This is a genomic window from Streptomyces sp. SN-593, assembly GCF_016756395.1.
Classification (GTDB): Bacteria; Actinomycetota; Actinomycetes; order Streptomycetales; family Streptomycetaceae; genus Actinacidiphila; species Actinacidiphila reveromycinica.
The window spans coordinates 7,987,447-8,005,604 of sequence record NZ_AP018365.1; the positions used below are offsets into that span (position 1 = coordinate 7,987,447).

At 77.5% G+C, this 18,158-nt stretch carries 9 protein-coding genes and 1 pseudogene; 4 read left to right on the forward strand and 6 right to left on the reverse strand.

The features are described from left to right. The first annotated feature begins 9 nt into the window (after window positions 1-9). Complete coding sequence (locus tag RVR_RS33930) at window positions 10-1,191, forward strand: PhlD (protein ID WP_202237745.1); 1,182 nt, start codon at window positions 10-12, stop codon at window positions 1,189-1,191. Window positions 1,192-1,426: 235 nt separating this feature from the next. On the opposite strand, the gene RVR_RS33935 is transcribed toward RVR_RS33930, so the two are convergent. Both RVR_RS33935 and RVR_RS33940 read right to left on the reverse strand, forming a co-directional pair. Beyond that, window positions 1,427-2,041, reverse strand: coding sequence for a hypothetical protein (locus RVR_RS33935; RefSeq protein ID WP_202237746.1), 615 nt, complete (start codon window positions 2,039-2,041; stop codon window positions 1,427-1,429). A 55-nt stretch (window positions 2,042-2,096) separates the two neighbouring features. Continuing rightward, window positions 2,097-2,954 carry a universal stress protein gene (locus tag RVR_RS33940; RefSeq protein ID WP_202237747.1) on the reverse strand — a complete coding sequence of 286 codons (858 nt, stop codon included), beginning with the start codon at window positions 2,952-2,954 and terminating at the stop codon, window positions 2,097-2,099. A 407-nt stretch (window positions 2,955-3,361) separates the two neighbouring features. Between RVR_RS33940 and RVR_RS33945 the strand changes: the two genes are divergently transcribed. After that, a complete protein-coding gene (locus RVR_RS33945; RefSeq protein WP_202237750.1) occupies window positions 3,362-5,746 on the forward strand; it encodes a SpoIIE family protein phosphatase in 2,385 nt (794 codons plus the stop codon). 315 nt (window positions 5,747-6,061) lie between these two features. On the opposite strand, the gene RVR_RS33950 is transcribed toward RVR_RS33945, so the two are convergent. From RVR_RS33950 to RVR_RS33960, 3 genes are read right to left on the reverse strand one after another with little or no spacing between them, the layout of a single operon-like run. Next, window positions 6,062-9,061: a helix-turn-helix transcriptional regulator gene (locus tag RVR_RS33950; protein ID WP_237405134.1), complete on the reverse strand. Its 3,000-nt coding sequence runs from the start codon at window positions 9,059-9,061 to the stop codon at window positions 6,062-6,064. Window positions 9,062-9,118: 57 nt separating this feature from the next. Continuing rightward, on the reverse strand, window positions 9,119-9,337 hold the full coding sequence (locus RVR_RS33955) for a hypothetical protein (protein WP_202237751.1): 219 nt from the start codon (window positions 9,335-9,337) through the stop codon (window positions 9,119-9,121). Between the two features lie 49 nt (window positions 9,338-9,386). Next, the gene (locus tag RVR_RS33960) at window positions 9,387-12,506 is read right to left on the reverse strand and encodes a type 2 lanthipeptide synthetase LanM family protein (RefSeq protein WP_202237752.1); all 3,120 of its coding nucleotides are present in this window, start codon (window positions 12,504-12,506) and stop codon (window positions 9,387-9,389) included. A 496-nt stretch (window positions 12,507-13,002) separates the two neighbouring features. Between RVR_RS33960 and RVR_RS33965 the strand changes: the two genes are divergently transcribed. Then, on the forward strand, window positions 13,003-14,454 hold the full coding sequence (locus RVR_RS33965) for a helix-turn-helix domain-containing protein (RefSeq protein WP_202237754.1): 1,452 nt from the start codon (window positions 13,003-13,005) through the stop codon (window positions 14,452-14,454). Between the two features lie 177 nt (window positions 14,455-14,631). Here the strand turns inward: RVR_RS33965 and RVR_RS33970 are convergent. After that, window positions 14,632-14,945 (reverse strand): annotated as a pseudogene (locus RVR_RS33970) (class III lanthionine synthetase LanKC N-terminal domain-containing protein); the annotation flags it as partial. A gap of 623 nt (window positions 14,946-15,568) precedes the next feature. Between RVR_RS33970 and RVR_RS33975 the strand changes: the two are divergent. Continuing rightward, window positions 15,569-18,157, forward strand: coding sequence for a lanthionine synthetase C family protein (locus tag RVR_RS33975; RefSeq protein ID WP_202237757.1), 2,589 nt, complete (start codon window positions 15,569-15,571; stop codon window positions 18,155-18,157). Window position 18,158 lies beyond the last annotated feature (1 nt).

An 18,158-nucleotide genomic window follows, 5' to 3' on the forward strand; every position in this document is an offset into this window, starting at 1 on the left:
GGGGACGGCATGCGGATAGCTGTGGGCAAGCCGGTGGTGGTGCGGGCGCCGCACGAGGTGTCGACGGACGCGATAGAGGCGGACTGGCTTGCGCGTTGGCCGCCGGAGACCCGTCTGCCGGAGCAGCGGCGCCGGTTGGCGGGCGCGTTGCGGATGGTGCGCTCCACGACGGTGGCCAACCGGCCGTGGGTGGCGCCGCTGGAGGTCGTCGGGGACGGCGCCCGCGACGCGCGCGAGGTGTACGAGGCGGCCTTCGCCGCGGTGGTGGACATGGCGGCGGAAGCCGCGCACGGCGCCCTCGCGGCGGCGGGGCTGGCGCCGGAGGACGTCGACTGCGTGGTGACGACCCACACCACCAGTTGGACGATCCCGCAGTTGGACGTGGCCCTCGTCAACCGGCTGGGCCTGCGGCGGGACGTGGCGCGGGTGCCGGCCGCCACGCTGGCCTGCGCCGGGGGCGCGCACGCGCTGGTCCAGGCGACGCGCTACCTCGCTGGGCGGCCCGAGGGCGTGGTCCTGGTCGTCGCGGGCGAGGCGCTGTCGATCCTGCACATGCCCTGGCGCGAGCCGACCCGGACCGGTGTGCTGTACGGGGCGCTGTTCGGGGACTCCGCGGGCGCGGCGGTGGTGGCCGGCGCCGGGCGCAGGCAGGAGGACTCCGCGCGGCGGCTGGTCGCGGCCGGCGGCGGGCTGGTCGCGGACGTCGAGACGTGGGAGTGGTTGCAGCACGGCGAGAGCCCGTACTGGGGCGAGTTGCACCCGGGCGGGGTGCCCGGCGCGGGGCGCATCACCTTCGAGTCCAACCGGGACGCCACCAAGGGCGCCCGCGAGACCATGCCGCACCTGGTGAAGTGGCTGAACGGCCGGCAGGTGGACTGGGCGGTGGTGCATCCCGGCGGGCCGGGCATCATCGCGGACACCGTCGACGCGCTGGGCCTGCCGCCGGAGGCGGGCCGGCACTCCGCCGACTCCCTGCGCGGCGGCAACCTCGGCGGGGTCGCCGTCCTCGACGTCCTGCGCCGCACGCTCGACGAGGGCCCGGCCCGGGGCCCGGGCCTGCTGGTGGCCTACGGTCCCGGCTTCACCGCCGACGCGCTCTTCCTCGACGTCCCGGAGGCCGACGTCCCGGAGGCCGACGTCCCGGGCGCCGACGTCACCGGCACCACCGTCCCGGGCGCCGCCACTCCGTAACCGCCGCCGAGCCCGCCCCGGCGGCGGGACGGGAGGAGCCGGTGCCCCCGTGCCGGCGGGTCGGATGCGGTGCCCCGGCCCGCCGCACGGGGGTGGACGGCCCGCAGCCCGAGGCGCGTTGCCGGGCCGACCGGCGCCGCTCCACCGTGGGCGGGTGCGACCGGGCCCGCAACCGCGCGCGGTACGGCACTCCGCCGGGGCGGGGCGCCGTACCGCGCGGGCCGCACCGCGGGGTTCACAGCAGCCAGCGGTGGCGCCGCACGATCGGCAGGGCGGCCCACACGCGGCCCAGGCCCCAGGTGGTGCCGGCGGCCGCGTAGGCGGACAGGACCATCACCAGGGCGTAGACGACGTGGTAGTCCACGAACGGGTTGGACGACCCGCTCGGGGCTCCGGTGGACAGGTGCTGGGCGGGCGGCCACTCGGCCGCCCACATCAGCGCCATCAGCACGGTGCCGGCCACGGCCGTCATGCGCAGGGCGACGCCGCCGGTGAGGGCGGCGCCGATGCCGAGCAGGGCGAGCATGAACAGCCAGTCGGTCCAGCCCTGCCCGGCGATGTGGTGGAAGAACGACTGGAGCGGGCCGGCGGACACGCCGGACAGGAAGCCCTTGGTGGGGGAGCCGCCGTCGACCCAGCCGCGGCCGGAGGCGGTGGCGTAGTGCCAGCCGAAGAGCTTGTCGAGGAAGGCCCATAGGAAGACGAGGCCGGTGGCGATCCGCACGGCGGCCAGCGACCTGCGGGCCGCGCCCGCGCCGGCAGCCGTGTCGCCCGCGTGGACGGCCACCGCCGACCTCCGGGTCGGCAGGCGGAATCCGGTGCGCTGCCGGGGGTGCTCGTGGACGGCCATGATGACTCCCTGATCGATGGCGGGGGTGCTCGGTACGCCCTCACTGTCCTGCGCGTCACGACCGGGCCGCAGGGGGCCCAGGGCCCCGCCGCGGGGGCCGAACGGCCCTGCCCGCGAGGTCGGTCGGGCCCGGCGCGCTGTCCCGCCCCGGCCCGCGGCGCCGGCCCGGGCCGTCGTCCGGCCCGGTCCCGTTCCGGGGCGGCGGCACGACCGCCACCGGGCAGCGCGCGTGCCGCAGCAGCAGGTCGGCGACCGGGCCGGGCGGCGGGCTCGTCCAGCGGGCGTGCCGGCGGGCGCCGACGACTATCAGGCCCGCGCCCTCGGTTGCCTTCGCCAACTCGCCGCGCGGCAGGCATCGAGGCGCGGCGGTGCCCGTGCCGGTGCGGCGCCGGTAGGTCCACGGGTGCAGGACAGCCACCGTGGTGCCGCGCAACTCCGCCTCCTGGAAGGCGAACAGGGCGGCGTCCGCGTCGGCGTCGTCCTCCACCGCGAGCAGCACCCGGCCGGTACGGCGGTCGCGGACGCGAGGGCGCGGCTGCATCCCGCGCACCACGACCAGCGGTGCGGCGGCGCGGGCCGCCACCCGCCGGGCCACCGAGTGCGCCAGCAGCCCGGCGCCGCCGCCCACCGCGCGGGCGCCCACGACCGTGAGCTGCGCGTGGCGGCCCAGCCGGACGAGGACGTCGGCCGGGTCGCCCGTGGCGGACGACGCGGTCACGGTCAGACCGGGGCGGAGCCGGGCGGCGTGCGCGACCGCGGCGCGCAGCACCGGCCCGGCCTCGGCCGGATCGGCCGCGCAGGCCAGCAGTTCGAGGCGGGCACCGCGCAGCCGCGCCTCGGCGGCGGCGGTCTCCAGGGCGAGGAAGGACGTCACGGATCCGTCGATCCCCACGAGGACGCGTGGTGGGCTCATGGCCGCTCCTTCTGGTCGCGGTGCGGGAAGCGCGCGGGTGTCGCCGGCGGGTGTCGCCGGCCACGATCCTCGGCCGCGCCGCCGCGGGCGGGCAGGGCCGTTCGCGGCGTTCCGGCCGATCGATCCGCCCTCTTCGAGGGGCCGTTCGGCCCTGGTGCGGGCAGGCACCGGCCGCGCACCGACCGGGCGGGTGGGGCGTCGCGGTCCGGCGGGGTGCGCGGGTGAAGGGCGCGCCCGGGGCGCGGGTCCGCGGCAGGGCCGGGGCCGGCCGCCTGTCACAGGACGACCGCGGCGACCGCGGCGGCGGGGCGCGCGGAAAGGGCGGCTGTCGTGATATCTCCTCACCAATGGTGGAAAATGCACGTGTTGCCCAGACCGGAGTGGGCGGCGACGACGAGAGGACGCGGATGGCGCGCCGGCAGGAGCCGCTGTTCACCGTGGACGGCATCGGCCGTGTGACGTCGTGGAGCGCTGCCGCGGCACGACGTTTCGCGCACGGCGAGGAGGCGGCGCTGGGACGCCCGGCGGACGCCCTGATCAGGTCGGCCGCCCTGGGGCCGGACCCGGCCGGGGGCGACCCGGGGCTGCTCGCCGTGCCGCTGGAGGAGGACGGCGCCTGGGCCCTGTACGCCCAGCCGCGCGGCCCCCAGGGCCTCGACGCCGCCATCGAGGACGCGCTGCTGCGGGCGCTGCTGTCCGAGTCGCAGCTGAGCATCGTGGTGCTGGACACGGACCTGAGGCTGGTCCGGGTCAGCATGGCCACCCAGGCGTTGCGACGCCCGGGCGCCGACATCATGGGCAAGCGCGTCGACGAGGCGTATCCCCTGGACCGCCCGCAGGAGGAACTGGCGGTGCTGGAACGGGTGCTGAGCACCGGTGAGCCGGTGTACTCCCGGCTCGTCGGCACCGCGGTGGCCGGCCGTACCGGGCGGCGGTTCTTCTCGGCCTCCGCGTTCCGGCTGAGCCGGCCGGCGGGCGAGGTCATCGGGGTCGCCGTCACGCTCCTCGACGTCACCCGGCGGGAGCGCGACCACGTGCGCCGTCAGGCGGTGTCGCGGGTCCGCCAGGAGGTGGGGCGGTCGCTGGGCCTGGCGCGGACCTGCGAGGACCTCGCGGGCGCGCTGGTGCCGGAGTTCGCCGACATCGTGCTGGTGGCGCTGGCCGAGCAGGTGACCGCGGGGGACAACCCGCCGTCCATGCCCGCCGACCCCGCGGCGCTCCTGCTGCGGACGGTGGCGGTGCAGGGCAGGGCCGACGGGGCCGACGGGCGTAAGACAGGCGGCGCGGACCACGCCGAGGACGGCGGACGCGGCGGAGACGGCGCAGACGGCGCAGACGCGGGGGACGCCCCGGGGATCGAGTGGATCGAGGCCGTCGGGGACATCGGCGACATCGGGGACGTCGAGGCCGTCGAACGGGAGTCGTCCTTCGCGCAGGCGGTCACCGAGGGACGTCCGGTGCTGCGCACCACGCGCCGCGCCGCGCACCTGCTGGACCTCCCCGCCCACGACGAGATCCTGCGCGCGGCCGGCGCGCACAGCATGGTCGTGATCCCGCTGGCGGTCCGGGGCCGGCTGCTGGGACTCGCGGTCGCCGTCCGGACCGGGGACTCCGCGCGCTACCTCCGGGCGGACCTGGCGGCCGCCGAGGAGATCGGCCTGCACACCGCGCTGTGCCTGGAGAACGCCCGCCGCAGCGCGGTCGCCAGGGTGATCGCCTCCACCGTGCAGCGCCGGTTCCTGCCCGAGCGCCCCCGGTCCGCCCTCGGCGTGGAGACCGCGTTCGTGGCGTTGTCCCCGCCGTCCCGGAAGGGCGCCTGGTTCGACGTCATCCCGCTGTCCGGCGCCCGCTGCGCCCTGGCCACGGGCGAGATCGGCCGGGGCGGCACGGCCTCGCTGACGGCGATGGGCCGGCTGCGGACCACGCTGCGCGCCCTGGCGGACCTGGAGTTGCAGCCGGACGAGGTCCTCGCCCGGCTCAGCGACACCGTGGCGGGCATCCCGTCGGACGCCGCGCTGCCCGAGGAGACCGGCGCGCTCTCCGTGGCCTGCACCTACGGCGTCTACGACCCGGCGACGAGCGTGTTCACGGTGTCCTGCGCGGGACAGCCGGCGCCCCGGGTGATCGCGCCGGACGGCGGCGTGGTCCGGCTGGGCGAGGCAGTCGGGCCGCGGCTGGGCGGCGAGGGCATGGAGCCGTTCGGCATGGTCACCCACAGCGTGCCCCACGGCGCGACGCTCCTGCTGGCCAGTGCGGACTTCGACGAAGTGCTGGACAGTGGCGGTGAGCTGCGGCAGGCGCTGCGCACCTCCGGGTCCGTCCAGGACCTCGCCAACGCGCTCTTCGTCAAACTCGCGCCGCAGCCGGGGCGGTCCGGCACCGCCATGCTCGCCCGCACCAACCGGCTCGGCACCGACCGCACCATCGCCTGGGAACTCCCCGCGGCGGACGAGGCGGCGTCCAAGGCGCGCCGGCTCACCCGGCAATGGCTGCGCGACCGTTCCGCCACGGTGACGGCGGAGACCGTCGAGTCGGCGGAGCTGCTGGTCAGCGAGTTGGTGACCAACGCCGTCCGGTACGGCGCGCCCCCGATCACGCTGCGCCTGACCCTCAACGACGCCCTGACCGTCGAGGTGCGGGACCACCGCACCGCCACCCCCAGCATCCGGCACGCACGGGTCACCGACGAGGGAGGACGCGGCCTGCTCATCGTGTCCCACCTGTCCGGCAAGTGGGGCACCCGCCGGGTGGAGGAGGGCAAGGCGGTGTGGGCCGAGCAGTCCATGACCTGAGCGGGCCCATGCTCCGACCGAGCCGAAAGGCAGGCGCGATGCCCGGCATGATCGTGCCTCGACGTGAGCCGTCGTACGACTCCGCCGCCGCGTCGGCCCGCGCCGCCGCCGGGGTCAGGCGTCCGGCAGGCAGCGGCACACGAGCGGCGCCGTCCCGACCAGGCGCCCGGTCCCGCAGTGCGCGGTCGAGCGGGGCGCCCGACCGCGCCCACGGGTAGGCGGATGCAGGGTCGCGGCGGCGGGGCGGGCGGGAGCCCGCGGCGGCAGGGCGGCGGCCCTCGTCGGACCCCGCATCGCGTGGTCCGCTCCTGGTCGTCAGTCGAGCTGCGCGAGCAGATCGGTGGCGTAGTCGCACAGGGCCGAACGGTGGGGGCTCCCGGTCTTCGCGATGAGGTTGGCGACGTGCTTCTCCACCGTCCGCGGCGAGATGTACAGCCGCTCGGCGATCTCCTGGTTGCCCAGGCGCGGCGCGAGGAGCACGAACACCTCGTACTCGCGCGCGGTCAGGCCCTGGCTGCGCAGCGGGGCCGGGACGCCCGGGGTGCCGTGGCGCCGCTGCCGGACCGTCGCACCCGCCCGGCGCAGCAGGTCGCGGCAACTGTTGGCCACGGCCGGCACGCCCGCGCCGTGGAAGTACTCCTCGGCGTCGCGCAGCCAGCCCACCGGATCGCCCCAGCCGTCGGCCAGTGCCACCGGCGCCACCAGCCGCTGGCCGAGCCGGCGGGCCATCAGGAACGGCTCGCCCGCCTCCCGCGCCTGCGCCACCGCGGCCTCCGCCCGCGCCCCACGGCCGGCCCGGCCCTCGTGCACCGCGAAGGCGAGCCGCTCGAACTGCCGGTTCCACGGCAGCGCCGCGTTGGGGTCGGCCGCGATCGCCGCGTGCTCGTCGGGATCCGCCTGCCCGGTCAGCGCGCGCAGCAGCGGGCGCAGTCCGTAGCGGCCGTTGAGGTAGTGGACGGAAGGGTTCCCCTGCTCCCAGGCGAACGCCTCGTCGAGTTCGCGCAGCGCCCGGTCGTGGTCCTCCTCCAGCAGCGCGCAGATGGCGCGGCTGCCGAACGCCTGCGGCGACTGGAGCGACTGCTCACCGCCCCAGCGGCGGAACTCGGCCAGTTCCTGCTCCATCTGCCGGCGCCTCCCCTGGTGGGCGGCCAGCGCCACCCGGGTGAGCAGCACGAACTGGTGGTTGTCGGCGTCCCTGAGCCGGGCGGTGCCCTCGGCGCAGCGGTCCGCCAGCTCCCGGGCCCCGGTGTAGTCGCCGCGCAGCACCTGCTGCATGGCCATGGTCGCCTCGGCCCGGTACATCAGGGCCAGCGCGCCGTGGCCGAGGGCGGCGCGGTGGGCCCGCTCCAGCCGGGCGGAGGAGCCGGTGCACATGAAGTCGTTGACGCCCAGCCACATCAGGGTGTCGAGCTGCCACGCGGTCAACCGGTGCTCGTTGGCGAGCACGAGGCACTTCTCCAGGTAGGAGTCGGACTGCTCGAAGCCGTGCCGGCGCGCGAGCACCGCGAGCAACTGCCACGCCTGGCAGCCGATCTCCGGGAGTCCCGCGCGCTCGGCGCCGTCCGCGGCCTGCCGGGCCAGCCGCTCCGCCTCATGGGTGCGGTCACCGGCGTGCTCCCGCACCCCGGAGAGGATCAGGTGGGCCTCGACCATCTTGACCGCCGGCCCCAGCGCCGCTCCGGCCGCCGGCCCGTCGCCGTCGGGTACCAGCCGCAGCAACTGGCGGACCCGGCGGACCCGCTCGGCGGCGTCCTCGAACCGCGCGGCCGTCACGGCCGCCCACGCGATGCGGGCCTGGAGGGTGGCCGCCCGGACCGCGTCCAGCGCGCCCGGACCGGCGTCCGGCAGCTCGTCGGCCAGCGCGCAGGCCCGGTCGAGCTGGCCGTTCTCCGCCAGCGTGAACACCAACTGCTCCACCAACGGCGCCCGTTCGGCGGCCCGGTCCGGGCCGGGCAGCAGGTCGAGGGCGCGTTCGAGCAGGGACACGGCGGAGTTGACGGCGCCGCCGGCCTGCGCGGACCGGCCGGCCTCGGCGAAGCGCAGCGCGGCGGCCCGGGCGTCTCCGGCCGTCTCCCGCAGGGAGGCGACCAGGACGCACCACTCGCCCGGCAGCCCCGGGTGCGCCCGCTCGATCGCGTCGGCGCCCCGGGCGGCTATCGCGGCGCGCTCGGCGGGCACGAGCGCGGCGACCAGGGCCTCGGCGGTCAGCGCGTGCCGGAACTCGTACCAGTCGCCCACCGGACGGCTGGGGGAGATGAGGTGGGCGTCCATGCCGGCCCGCAGGTGGACCAGCAGGTCGCGGTCCGGCAGCCCGCTGACCGCCTGGAGGACGGCCAGCGAGAAGCGGCGGCCGAGGACCGCGGCGCTGTCGAGCAGGGCCCGGCCGTCCGGGCTGAGCCGGGCGGAGCGCTGGGAGACGCTGTGCACCACGGTGCGGGGGACATCGATGTCCAGATCGCCGCAGACGTGCCAGGCGCCGCCCGGTCCGCGGCGCAGCACGTCCGCGGTGATCATGCCGCTCAGCAGCTCCTCGACGACGAACGGGTTGCCGTCGGCGTCCCTGGTCAGCCGGTCGACCACCTCCTGGGGCAGCACGGCCGCCGTGTCGTGGGGAGGCGATCCGGTGGCCGCCAGCGCGGCCTCGGCCATCGCCCGCACCTCCTCGCCGCCCAGCGGGCGCGGTTCGCTGAGGATCGCGGACCGGCGCTGGGCGGCCTGCCGGGCCAACTGCTCGGCCGGCCCCGGCTCCGGGCGGAGGGTGGCCAGCAGGAAGATCGGCTGCCCCCGGAGGTTGTCGCACAGGTACTCGATCAGGGCCAGCGTCTCGGTGTCGGCGTCGTGCAGGTCCTCCAGGACCAGCAGGCAGCCGGGCTGCCGGTGCTGCGTCAGGTCCCGTCCGATGGTGACCAGCAGCCGCAGCATCGCCTCGGCGGTCTCCACCGGCGAGGCCGGCACGCCCGCATGGCCGGCGGCGCGCCACTCGGGCAGCAGCCCGCCCAACGCCGACCGGTACGGGGCGAGTTCCTCCGGCTCGGGGAGGCCGCCGAGGCGGACGAACGACAGCAGGGCCTCGGCGATCGGACGGAACGGGGTGGCGGCCGCGCCGCCGGTGGCGCCGGACCGCCCGCGCAGCACCGCGAGGCCGCGGGTGAACGCGCGGAACGCGCACTCCGCGGCCAGTCGCGACTTGCCGATCCCGGCCTCGCCGAGCAGGAACACCGCCCGGCCGTCCCCGTCACGAGCGGCGGCGAGACCCTCGTCGAGCACGGCGAGTTCGGCGCCGCGCCCGATCACCATTGGTGATGTGATGAGCACCAACGGAGGGTATCCCCGGCCCGGGTCATCTGCCAGGGGCGGGAGGGCTCCCGCGCCTCAGTACCCGCCCGTGTCGCCCCAGGAGGTGAGGGTCAGGGAGTAGGTGGGGAAGTGGTCCGGGTCCTCTCCCGTCGAGGCGAGCCCGGCCAGCAGTTGGGCGCGGCGGCCGACGACCGCGCCGGTGCCCAGGCGGATGCTCCCCGCCGGGTGGGCGGCGGCCGCCCCGGCCCGGGCCGTCGGGTTCTTCCACGCGTTGACCAGGGGGTTGTCGCTCATCGGATGCTCTCTTCCTTGTGGAGGACGGGGTGGGGGGTAACGGGGCCGGCTACCGCAGCAGCAGCACCGACGGGACACGGGAGGCGAAGCCGAGTTGCAGCAACTCGTGTCCGATGCCGGCCAGACCGGTCAGCAGCCCCGGACTGCTGACCGCGTCGGGCGTCCCGCACCGCGGGCCGAACCGGTCCAGCGCGGCCAGCAGCGCGGCCGCGCGGGGCAGGGCCGTGCCGGGTTCGGCGCGGCCCGCGCCGGTCGCCGCGAGGAGGAGGTCAAGGGCGCCCGCCTCCCCGTGGCACAGACAGTGGTCACCTGCGGTCGGAGCTGCGGAGCGCTCGACCACGACGTCGAGCAGCTTAGCCAACTCCGGTACGTCCGCCGCGAGCGCACTGTCGGCGACCGCCAGCGCGGTGCCCGACGGCCCGTCGCACCAGCCGGTCCCGACCGGCTGCGCCGCGCACCGCGCGGCGGCGGTGCGCAGCGCCGCCAGGCCGGCCGCCGCGTGATCGCGACCGCCGCCGGCCGCGGCGAACCGCAGCAGGGCCCACCCGACGCCGGCGGCGCCGGTGCCGAAACCGCCGGCCGGCAGCTCGTCGGGCGCGCGGGCGGCGAGCCGGTCGGCGCAGGCGCGCGCGGCGCGGCCGGCCGCGGCCGAGCCGGTGGCCCGCTGCACCGCGAGCATCGCCGCCAGGCAGCCCGCGTCGCCGTCCAGGACGCTCGGCTGCGGGTCGTCGCCGGCCGCGGCCGCGGCCAGGTCCACCGCGGCGGCGGTCCAGCCGGCGATCTCCGCGTCGTCCAGCAGCGTGGCGAGCCGGCCGAGCGCGTAGGCGATCCCCCCGAGGCCGGCGAAACCCGCGCCGACGGCGGGCAGGTCGGCCGGCCGGCCCGCCAGCGCGGTGAGCAGGTCCGGTAGCGGGGTCAGCGCGCGCCGCGCGACCGAGGTGTACCGCTCGGTGCCGGTGAGGGCGGCGAGCTGCGCCAGGAAGAGCGCCGTGCCGCAGTAGCCGTGCGGCAGGCCGGCGCCCTGCGGCTGGACCGCCCAGATCCGGTCGTCGAGGGGTTCCAGGCACAGCCAGTTCACGCGCCGGCCGTCGTCCTGCGCGCGGGCCAGGATACGGTCGGCGATCCCGCAGGCGGCGGCCAGCAGCCGTTCGGCGTCGGGCACGGTGGCGGCCGGTACGCCGTGCGGCGGTACCGCGGCGCGGGGCGCGTCGTGGCGCCGCCGCGTGGCGAGCGTCGCGCGGATCACCCACTCCTGGTCGAAGCGGTCCGTCTCGCCCATCGCCGCGATCCGGCGTTCGGCCCGGGCCAGACCGCCCTCGGCGACCAGGCCGTCCGCCGTCAGCGGGCCGACCATCAGGCCCGCCGTCCCGGGGGAGCAGGCGGCCACGGGGACGTCGCCGGCCCACAGTTCGGCCAGTTCGGCGCTCGCCAGCGCGCGCGCCCCCGGGCCGTCGGCCGCGTCACGCCACAGGACGTCGAAGAGCCGCTCCCGGTCGAGCGCCTCGCGCAGCACGTCGGGGTGGGTGGACTCGTCCAGCAGGTTCGCGTACCACCGGGTGGGACGGAGCACCGCCCGCGTCACGTCCCGGGTGAAGCGGGACAGCAGGCCGCCGGGGCCGGTGAGTTCCGCGCGGTGGCCGGCGATCGCGTCGTACCCCGCCCGGAAGCCGGCGACGAGCAGGTCCACGTGGGCGGCGGGGTCGGCCTCCGCGTCGCGCAGCAGCGGCCGGTTGGCCGAGCCGCGGAACGTCCCCACGGTCCGGATCAGGTGCATCTCGTCCGTCCCGGGCGCCGACCACCCGGTCACCTCCTCGGGCAGCGGGGTGTCCCGGTCGCCGCCGAGGCCCGAGACGTCCAGGACGCCGTGCTCGCCCACGAGGAAGAACGGCAGCAGTGCGGTCCGCGCGACCGACGCGGTCAGCACCGCCTGCGCCGGGTCCCCGCCGCCGGGCAGGTGCAGGTCGGGGTGGAAGAGCGTCTCCAGGTCGACCAGGACGGGCTGGTCCGCACAGGCGATCAGGTTCTCGAAGTGCATGTCGGTGGCGCCGAGGGCGTGGACCAGCGCCAGCAGCGCGCCGAGCCGCCAGTAGAACCGCCCCACCTCGGCCGGGCCCGTGCACGGCGCGGTCGCGGCGTACTCGATCCAGCCGTAGCCAGGCCGTTCGAGCACGGCCAGCCGGCGCAGCCCCAGGCCGGGCAGCCGGGAGTTGAACCAGCGGACGGTGTCGTTGAAGTGCGCGTGCACGGCGACCGGGCGGGGCTTGAACACCACGCGCCCGCCGTGCTCGAAGGACAGCACCGCGACCGCCCGGCCGCCCTGGTGGCGGTCGCCGGCGCCCATGTCCACCGCGACGAGCCGGCCGGGGTCGGTGCCCGCGAGGGGACCGGCGACCAGCGCGCTCCGGTCGCCGGCGAAGCGCCGCAGCAGTTCCTCCCACGTCTCCACGGCCTGGTCGCAGCACTGCGCGAGCAGCCGGGCCAGCACCGGGTACTCGGTGACCAGCGCGTGCAGCCCGGGCCGCGCCGAGGTCTGCCGGACGAAGTCGCGGAACCGCTGTTCCGGGGTGCTGCCGCACAACCGGCCGCGCACGCGGAGCACGTTGAGTTCGAGCACCAGGGTCCGGCGGGCGATGCGTACGAGGGCCCGGCTCAACTGGTCGGCGAAGCAGCCGCGGACGGCGGCGAGGTCGGCGATGTCCGCGAGTCCGGCGAGGTCCGCGAGGCCGGCCGGGCGGGCGGGGCCGTCGGTGCGGTCGGTGCGGTCGGCGCCGCCAGGTCTGTCGGGGCCGAGCCCTTCGACGGCCCGCAGCAGCCGCTCGTCCGCCGTGTCGGTGAACGGCGCGAGCACCGCGGCGAAGCCCTCCGACCACGAGTCCCCGGCGGGCGGCGGCGGATCGAGCGGGGCGCGCGCCAGCGCCTGCTCGACAGTAGTGGCCCAGCCTGGCCTGCCGATCCGCCCGGCCAGGGCCGCGGGCTCCTCGGCGAGCAGGGCGCGCAAGCCGCCCTCGTCCAGCCCGGTGTCCGCCAGGCGGGCCCGCAGCAGCGCGGGCGAGGAGTAGTCGGACTGCCAACTCTCCGTCAGACTGGTGGCGTTGACGGGCTCCGGGGGTGGCGGCAGCCGCTCGGCCAGGGCCACGCCGCCGACCCACCATGTCTGCGGATCGATCACGCCCGCGATCCTGCCACCAGCGCCTCGCACCTCCTATGGGGGGCGGCCCCCATATTCCGCCCGGGCGGGGGCCGCGGCCGGCCCGCGCGGTGGAATGCGGGGGGCACTCCCCATAGGAAGACGCGGCCGCGCGGGCGAGGCTCGACCCATCACGACGACGGGCTCGGCGTCGGCCGCCAGCGGGGAAGCGGGTGGCCACGTCCACGGTCCGGCTGCACGCGGCGCCGCACCGGTGCGGTGTCGCGCTCGGTGCGGTGCCGATGCGGTGCCGTGCCCGACGCGGCGCCGTACCGGCGCGGTCGCGGCGGCGCTCCGACGGGGGCGGCGCACGTCCCCGCCCGGGCTGCGCCCGGACCGCGCCGGTACGGAACAGGGGAAGCGAGGTGGCAGCGGGCGTGCGGGAGGCGTACGGGGCCGCCCGCGGGTCCGTCCCGCCCGACCTGCCCGACGCCGTGGTCCTCGGCACGTCCACGCAGGAACTTTGGGGAGGCACGCCATGAGCGATGACCACCAGGCCGTCGAGCGGCCGGCGCAGGGCCCCGGCACCGCTCAGGCACCCGCGGCGGGCAGGGAATCCGCTTCCGGCGCCGCGGGAGGCACCTCCTGGTCCGGTGCCGCGCCGCGCGCCCGGCGGTCGGCCGACCCGGACGGGCGCGTCCTCGTCCTCCGCTCCCCGGCCGCCCGCGCGGCCGGCCGGCGCCTCGCCCGGCAGCGCCCCCACCGGACCGTCCTGGCCTTCCAGCGCTCCTACCGTTCCGCGGTGCCGGCGGCGCGCGAGCGGGCCCGGATGGAGGAGGTGCTGCTGGGCGGCCGGCACCCGGCGCAGGACGGCGACGCGGCCCGGCTGGGGGCCGCGGTCGCCGAGGCGACCGCCGTCGCGGCGGTGATCGAGGCGCCCCGCAGACAACTCCTGCTGGCGGTGGACGCGGTGTTCCGCGGCCGGTTCGCGGAGGCGTCCGCGCTGGTGGAGACGGCCTGGGAGGACATCGACCGGCTGCGGCTGCACGGCCTCGGCAGCCACGCGCTGGCCGTGAAGGCGCTGATCCACGCCCACCAGGGCGAACGCGACGCGCTGGCCGAGGCGTCCACCCGCTTCGACGCCTGGCGCGGGGACCGCGAGGACGAGGTCCCGATCGTCGAGGGGCTCGGCCACGCGGTCTGCGAGCTGCTGCACGGCGCCGGCGACGCCGCGCGGGCGCGCCTGCGCCACCTCCACCCCGGGGACGACGGCCGCGCGGGGGGCGGGGAGCCTTCCGGCACCCTCCAGTTGTGCGGCCCGTACGGACTCACCCTGCTGCTGGACTGCCTCGACGGCACGGCGGGCCGTGACGACCACGCGGCGATCGCCGCCCACCCGGCCGCCCGGCTGCCGTGGAACGCGCACTTCGTCCACCTCGCCGAGGCCGTGGTGGCCGGCCGCGAGGGCGACGCCTCCGCCGCCGAGGCCGCGCTCAGGCAGGCGCTCGCGGCCGCCGCCGGCTACCCGCCGGCCCGCCACCTCGGCCTGGGACTGGTCGCCCGCGCGGCCGCCCGCGACGGCTGGGGCGAGCCGGTCCGCTGGCTCCAGGAGGCCGAACTCTTCTACGCGGCCCACGGGATCGACCCCGCCGTGCGCCACTGCCGCAGCCTGCTGCGCGAGTTGGGCGAGCGGGTGCGGCAACGCCGGCACGGCAGCGGGGACGTGCCCGACCGGCTGTGGCACCTCGGGGTGACCGTGCGCGAGTTCGAGGTGCTGGTCCTGCTCGACCGCCGGCACACCAACCGCGAGATCGCCGCGGAACTCCATCTGTCGCACCGCACGGTCGAACGCCACGTGGCCAACCTCCTGGAGAAGACACAGGCGGGCAACCGCCGCGAGCTGGCCGCGCTCCTGGCACCGGAGCCGAGGGAGTCGAGGGAGCCGAGGGAGCCCGGGGGGTTCAGGGAGCCGGTCGGGGTGGGCGGGTGATCCCCGCCCGTGTGCCCGCGCCCACCGTCGCCGGACCGACGGCCCGGGCGCTTCCGGGTGGGCCGTCCGGCGCGACGCCCCTCCAGGTGCTCGCGGTGCTCCAGGCGCCGGGCCGGGGCGGTCGGACAGGATCGCCGGGCCGGGCAGCCCGGCGGTCGCCTCGTCCAGGCGGGCGGCGAGGTCCCGTAGCTGCTCGTCGTCCCGCGGGTACGCGGTGATGATCTTGCCGCACTGGGCGCGGTCGTAGGTGCCGGAGGTCATCTGCTCGACGGTCCCCAGGTCACGGGCCGTCTTGAAGGCGCACCCGGCGCGGACCAGACTCCGGCGGCGCGGTGCGGGACCTCCGGCGCGGAGAGCCGGGTCGTCGAGACGTGCAGCTTCCAGCCCTGCACCCGGGACGTGTGCCGCGGCGGGGTGACCCGGCACCAGACGCCGTCGTCCTCGACCTTCCAGTCCCGCTCGTCCAGCGCGGCGAGCACGGAGCGCACCACGTCTTCCAGAGGAAATGTGAGCAAGTGAACCCACTTCCAACGCCCGGCCGACGGAGCCGGACCCCCGGCTCGCGAACGGCCCCACTGCGGAGGCGCCCGCCGCGACCGAGCATGGGGGGAAACCCCTGCCCCGACCCTCCCGCCCCCGCGTCGTCCCGTCTCCGTCCCGTCGCCGTCTCCGTCCCCGGGCCCGGCGGGGCGCGCCGGGAGGGTCCGGTGCGGGAGACGGGGCGACGGGCGGGAGCGGGGGAAGTTGGGTGCTCAGCACCCATGTCCGGGGCGTGGGCCGCTGACATCGTCGGTTCCGGTCGCGCAGGGCGCCCTGGTCGCCCTGGTCGCCCCGGTCGATCCGGTCGCTCCGGTCCGGTCACGGCGCGGAGCGCCGGGAACCCGACGCGCTCCGCGGCGCCGCGGCAGCGGCCCCACCGCACGAACGGCGCGCGCCGCGTGTCCACGACGAGGGAGGAGGGTCTCGTGCCGACGCATGACGAGAACGCGGGGAAGCCGCCCGCGCCCGCCCCCTCCCGGCAGTCCGCCGCCCCGCGGCCCGGCCGCCCCGGTGGCTGTGCCGACCGGAGCGGCCCGACGGTGCCCGCGGTCGGCCGGCGCGCGGAGGCCACCCCATGAGCGTCGACGTGTTCACCTTCGCCGACCCCGACTTCTACGTGCCGCCGTCCGCCGTCGCGGACCGCGGGCCCCACCTGCGGCCCGCAGCCGCACCGGACGGCTGGACCGCCGTCAGGACCGGGTGGTGGACCGGGTGGACCCCCGCGAGCGGCCCGCGGTTCGGGGACGGCGACCTGCGCGTCTACGCCTCCGCGGGCCCCGAACCGCTCCAGCCGGTCCTGGACGCCTTCGCGGCGGCGTGCTTCGCGCGCGGCGTCCCCTTCCGGCACGTCGCGAACCAAAGCGTCCACCACCACCTGAACCACCCGCGCGGATCGCGCGCGCAGGCCGGCAGGTTCTGCGTCGCCGCCCCCGCGGACGCGGCCGCCGCGGAGGACCTGGTGCGGGCGCTGCACGCGGCGGCGGTCTTCGCGGCCTCGGCCGCCCCGGCGGCCGAGGCGCACCAGCAGGCCGCGCCGACCGTGCGCCACGGCCGCGTCCCCGCGCCCTCGGCGTCCGCCGTCCGGCCCGACGGCACACGGTCCACCGAGGACTACCTGATGAACGCGCCCGCCCCGACGCCGGTGGCACCGGCGGGCTTCGAGGTGCGGGGACTGCGGGCGGCGTCCACCGACGGGTACTCCTTCACGGCGCGCAACGTGATGGACGGCTCCGAGGTCTTCGTCAAGCAGGCGCTCCCGCAGGCGGCGCCGGCCGGGGACGGGCGCTCGGCGGCCGACCGGCTGCGCGCGGAGTGGCGCGTGCTGGCCCGGGTCCACCACGAGGCCCCCGGCCTGTGCCCGCGCCCGCTGGTCTTCGTCGAGGGGCGTCCGTACCCCTACCTGCTGGCCGAGTTGGTCGCGGGAGTGCCGCTGACGTCCTGGGTGGTGGCGAACAGCCCGGTGGCCGACCCGGCCGCGTCCGCGGGCGACTGGTCGCGCTACCACCGGCGCGCCGCCGACCTGATCGCCCGGATCGAGCGCGACCTGCGCCGCCTGTGGCTGCTGGGCTACCCGGTGGACGGCGTCGAGGCCCGCGACGTCCTCGTCGACCGCGACGACGGCATCCGGCTGACCGGCGGCCTCACCCGTGGCACCGCGTCCGGCGCGGACACCGACGGCGCCGCACGGCGGGGCGGCGCCGACGGCCCGTCCAGGACGGCCGCCCGTCTGGGACTGCTCCTGCTGACCCCGCTCGCGCCGGTGGCCGAGCGCAACCCCGGCGTCCTCCCGCACATCCTGCGCGACCTCACCGAGCGCGCCCCGGTACCGCCCAGGCTATGGCACGCCGCGACGCGCCCGGCCGACTCGCGCGCCGGGGCCGGGGTCCCGCTTCCCAGCCCGGAACAGGTGGACGCCGACGAGCGCGGGGCCCTGACCGAGCTGCGCGACCGCGTCGCGGCGGGCATCCTGGACGCGGCCGCCGACCGCCCGTGGGGTGTCTTCCCCTCCGTCCCGCAGGGCTACGAGACCAACACGCTGGGCGTGGCCTACGGCACCGCCGGGGTCGTGCACGCCCTGCGCACCGCCGGCGTGGACATCCCCGCATGGATCACCCGGCGGCTGCGCGAGGACGCCCTGCGCCAGGCCGGCTCCCTTCCGCCCGGGCTGTACTCGGGCCTGGCCGGCATCGCCTGGGTGCTGGCCGACCTCGGGTTCCAGGACGAGGCGCGCGACCTGCTCGGCGCGGCCGACCGCCACCCGCTGACCCGCGACTCGGCCACCCTCGCGTGGGGCGCGTCCGGCGTCGCCATGGCGCACCTGGCCCTGTACGGGCACAGCCGTGACGCGTCCCACCTCGACCGTGCCGTGGAACTGACGCGGCTGCCGCAGCGGTCGGCGGCGCTGAGCGCCCGCCTCGGCCCGCACGACATGACCGGCCTGTTCTACGGACGCGCCGGCGTCGCCCACGCCCTCCAGCAGGTGGGGGCCGTCACCGGCGAGGACCGCCTGCGGCGCGGCGCGCTCCGGCTGCTGCACGCGGAACTCGACCGGGCCAGGCAGTCGGCCGGCGGCGAACTGGTCTTCCCGGTCTCCGCGAAGGACCGCAGGGGCATGTACTACCTGCACTGCGGCACCGCCGGCTTCCTCACGGCCGCCTCCCGCGCCCTCGCCGCGGCACCGGACGAGCGGCTGGCGCTGGCCGTGCCCCGGCTGGTGGCGAAGTCGTCGATCACGTACGTCGCCCACGCCGGGCTCTTCCAGGGGCTGGCCGGGCTCGGGTTCGCGCTGGCCGAGTGCGGCCGGCTGCTCGACGACGAGCGGGCGCGGGCCGCGTCGTGGAGGTCGGCGCGCACGCTGTTCGCGCACGCGCTGCCCAGCGGCGGCGCGGTCCGGTTCCTCGGCGACCTGCGGCTGCGGCAAAGCTGCGAGTTGTGGAGCGGCGCGTCCGGCGTGCTGCTCTTCCTCTCTCACCTGCTCGACCAGCGCCCGGACCCGCTCTTCAGCGTCGACTCCCTCGCCCGCGACGCCGCCGCCGCCCGCGGCCGCGCGCCCGCCCGCCGCGAGCCCCTCGCCCGCCGCGGCACCGCCGCCCGCCGCGCCGCCCCGGCCCCGGCGCGCACCCCCCAGATGTCCGCCCGCCAACCGGCGGCGCGGAAGCCGTGAA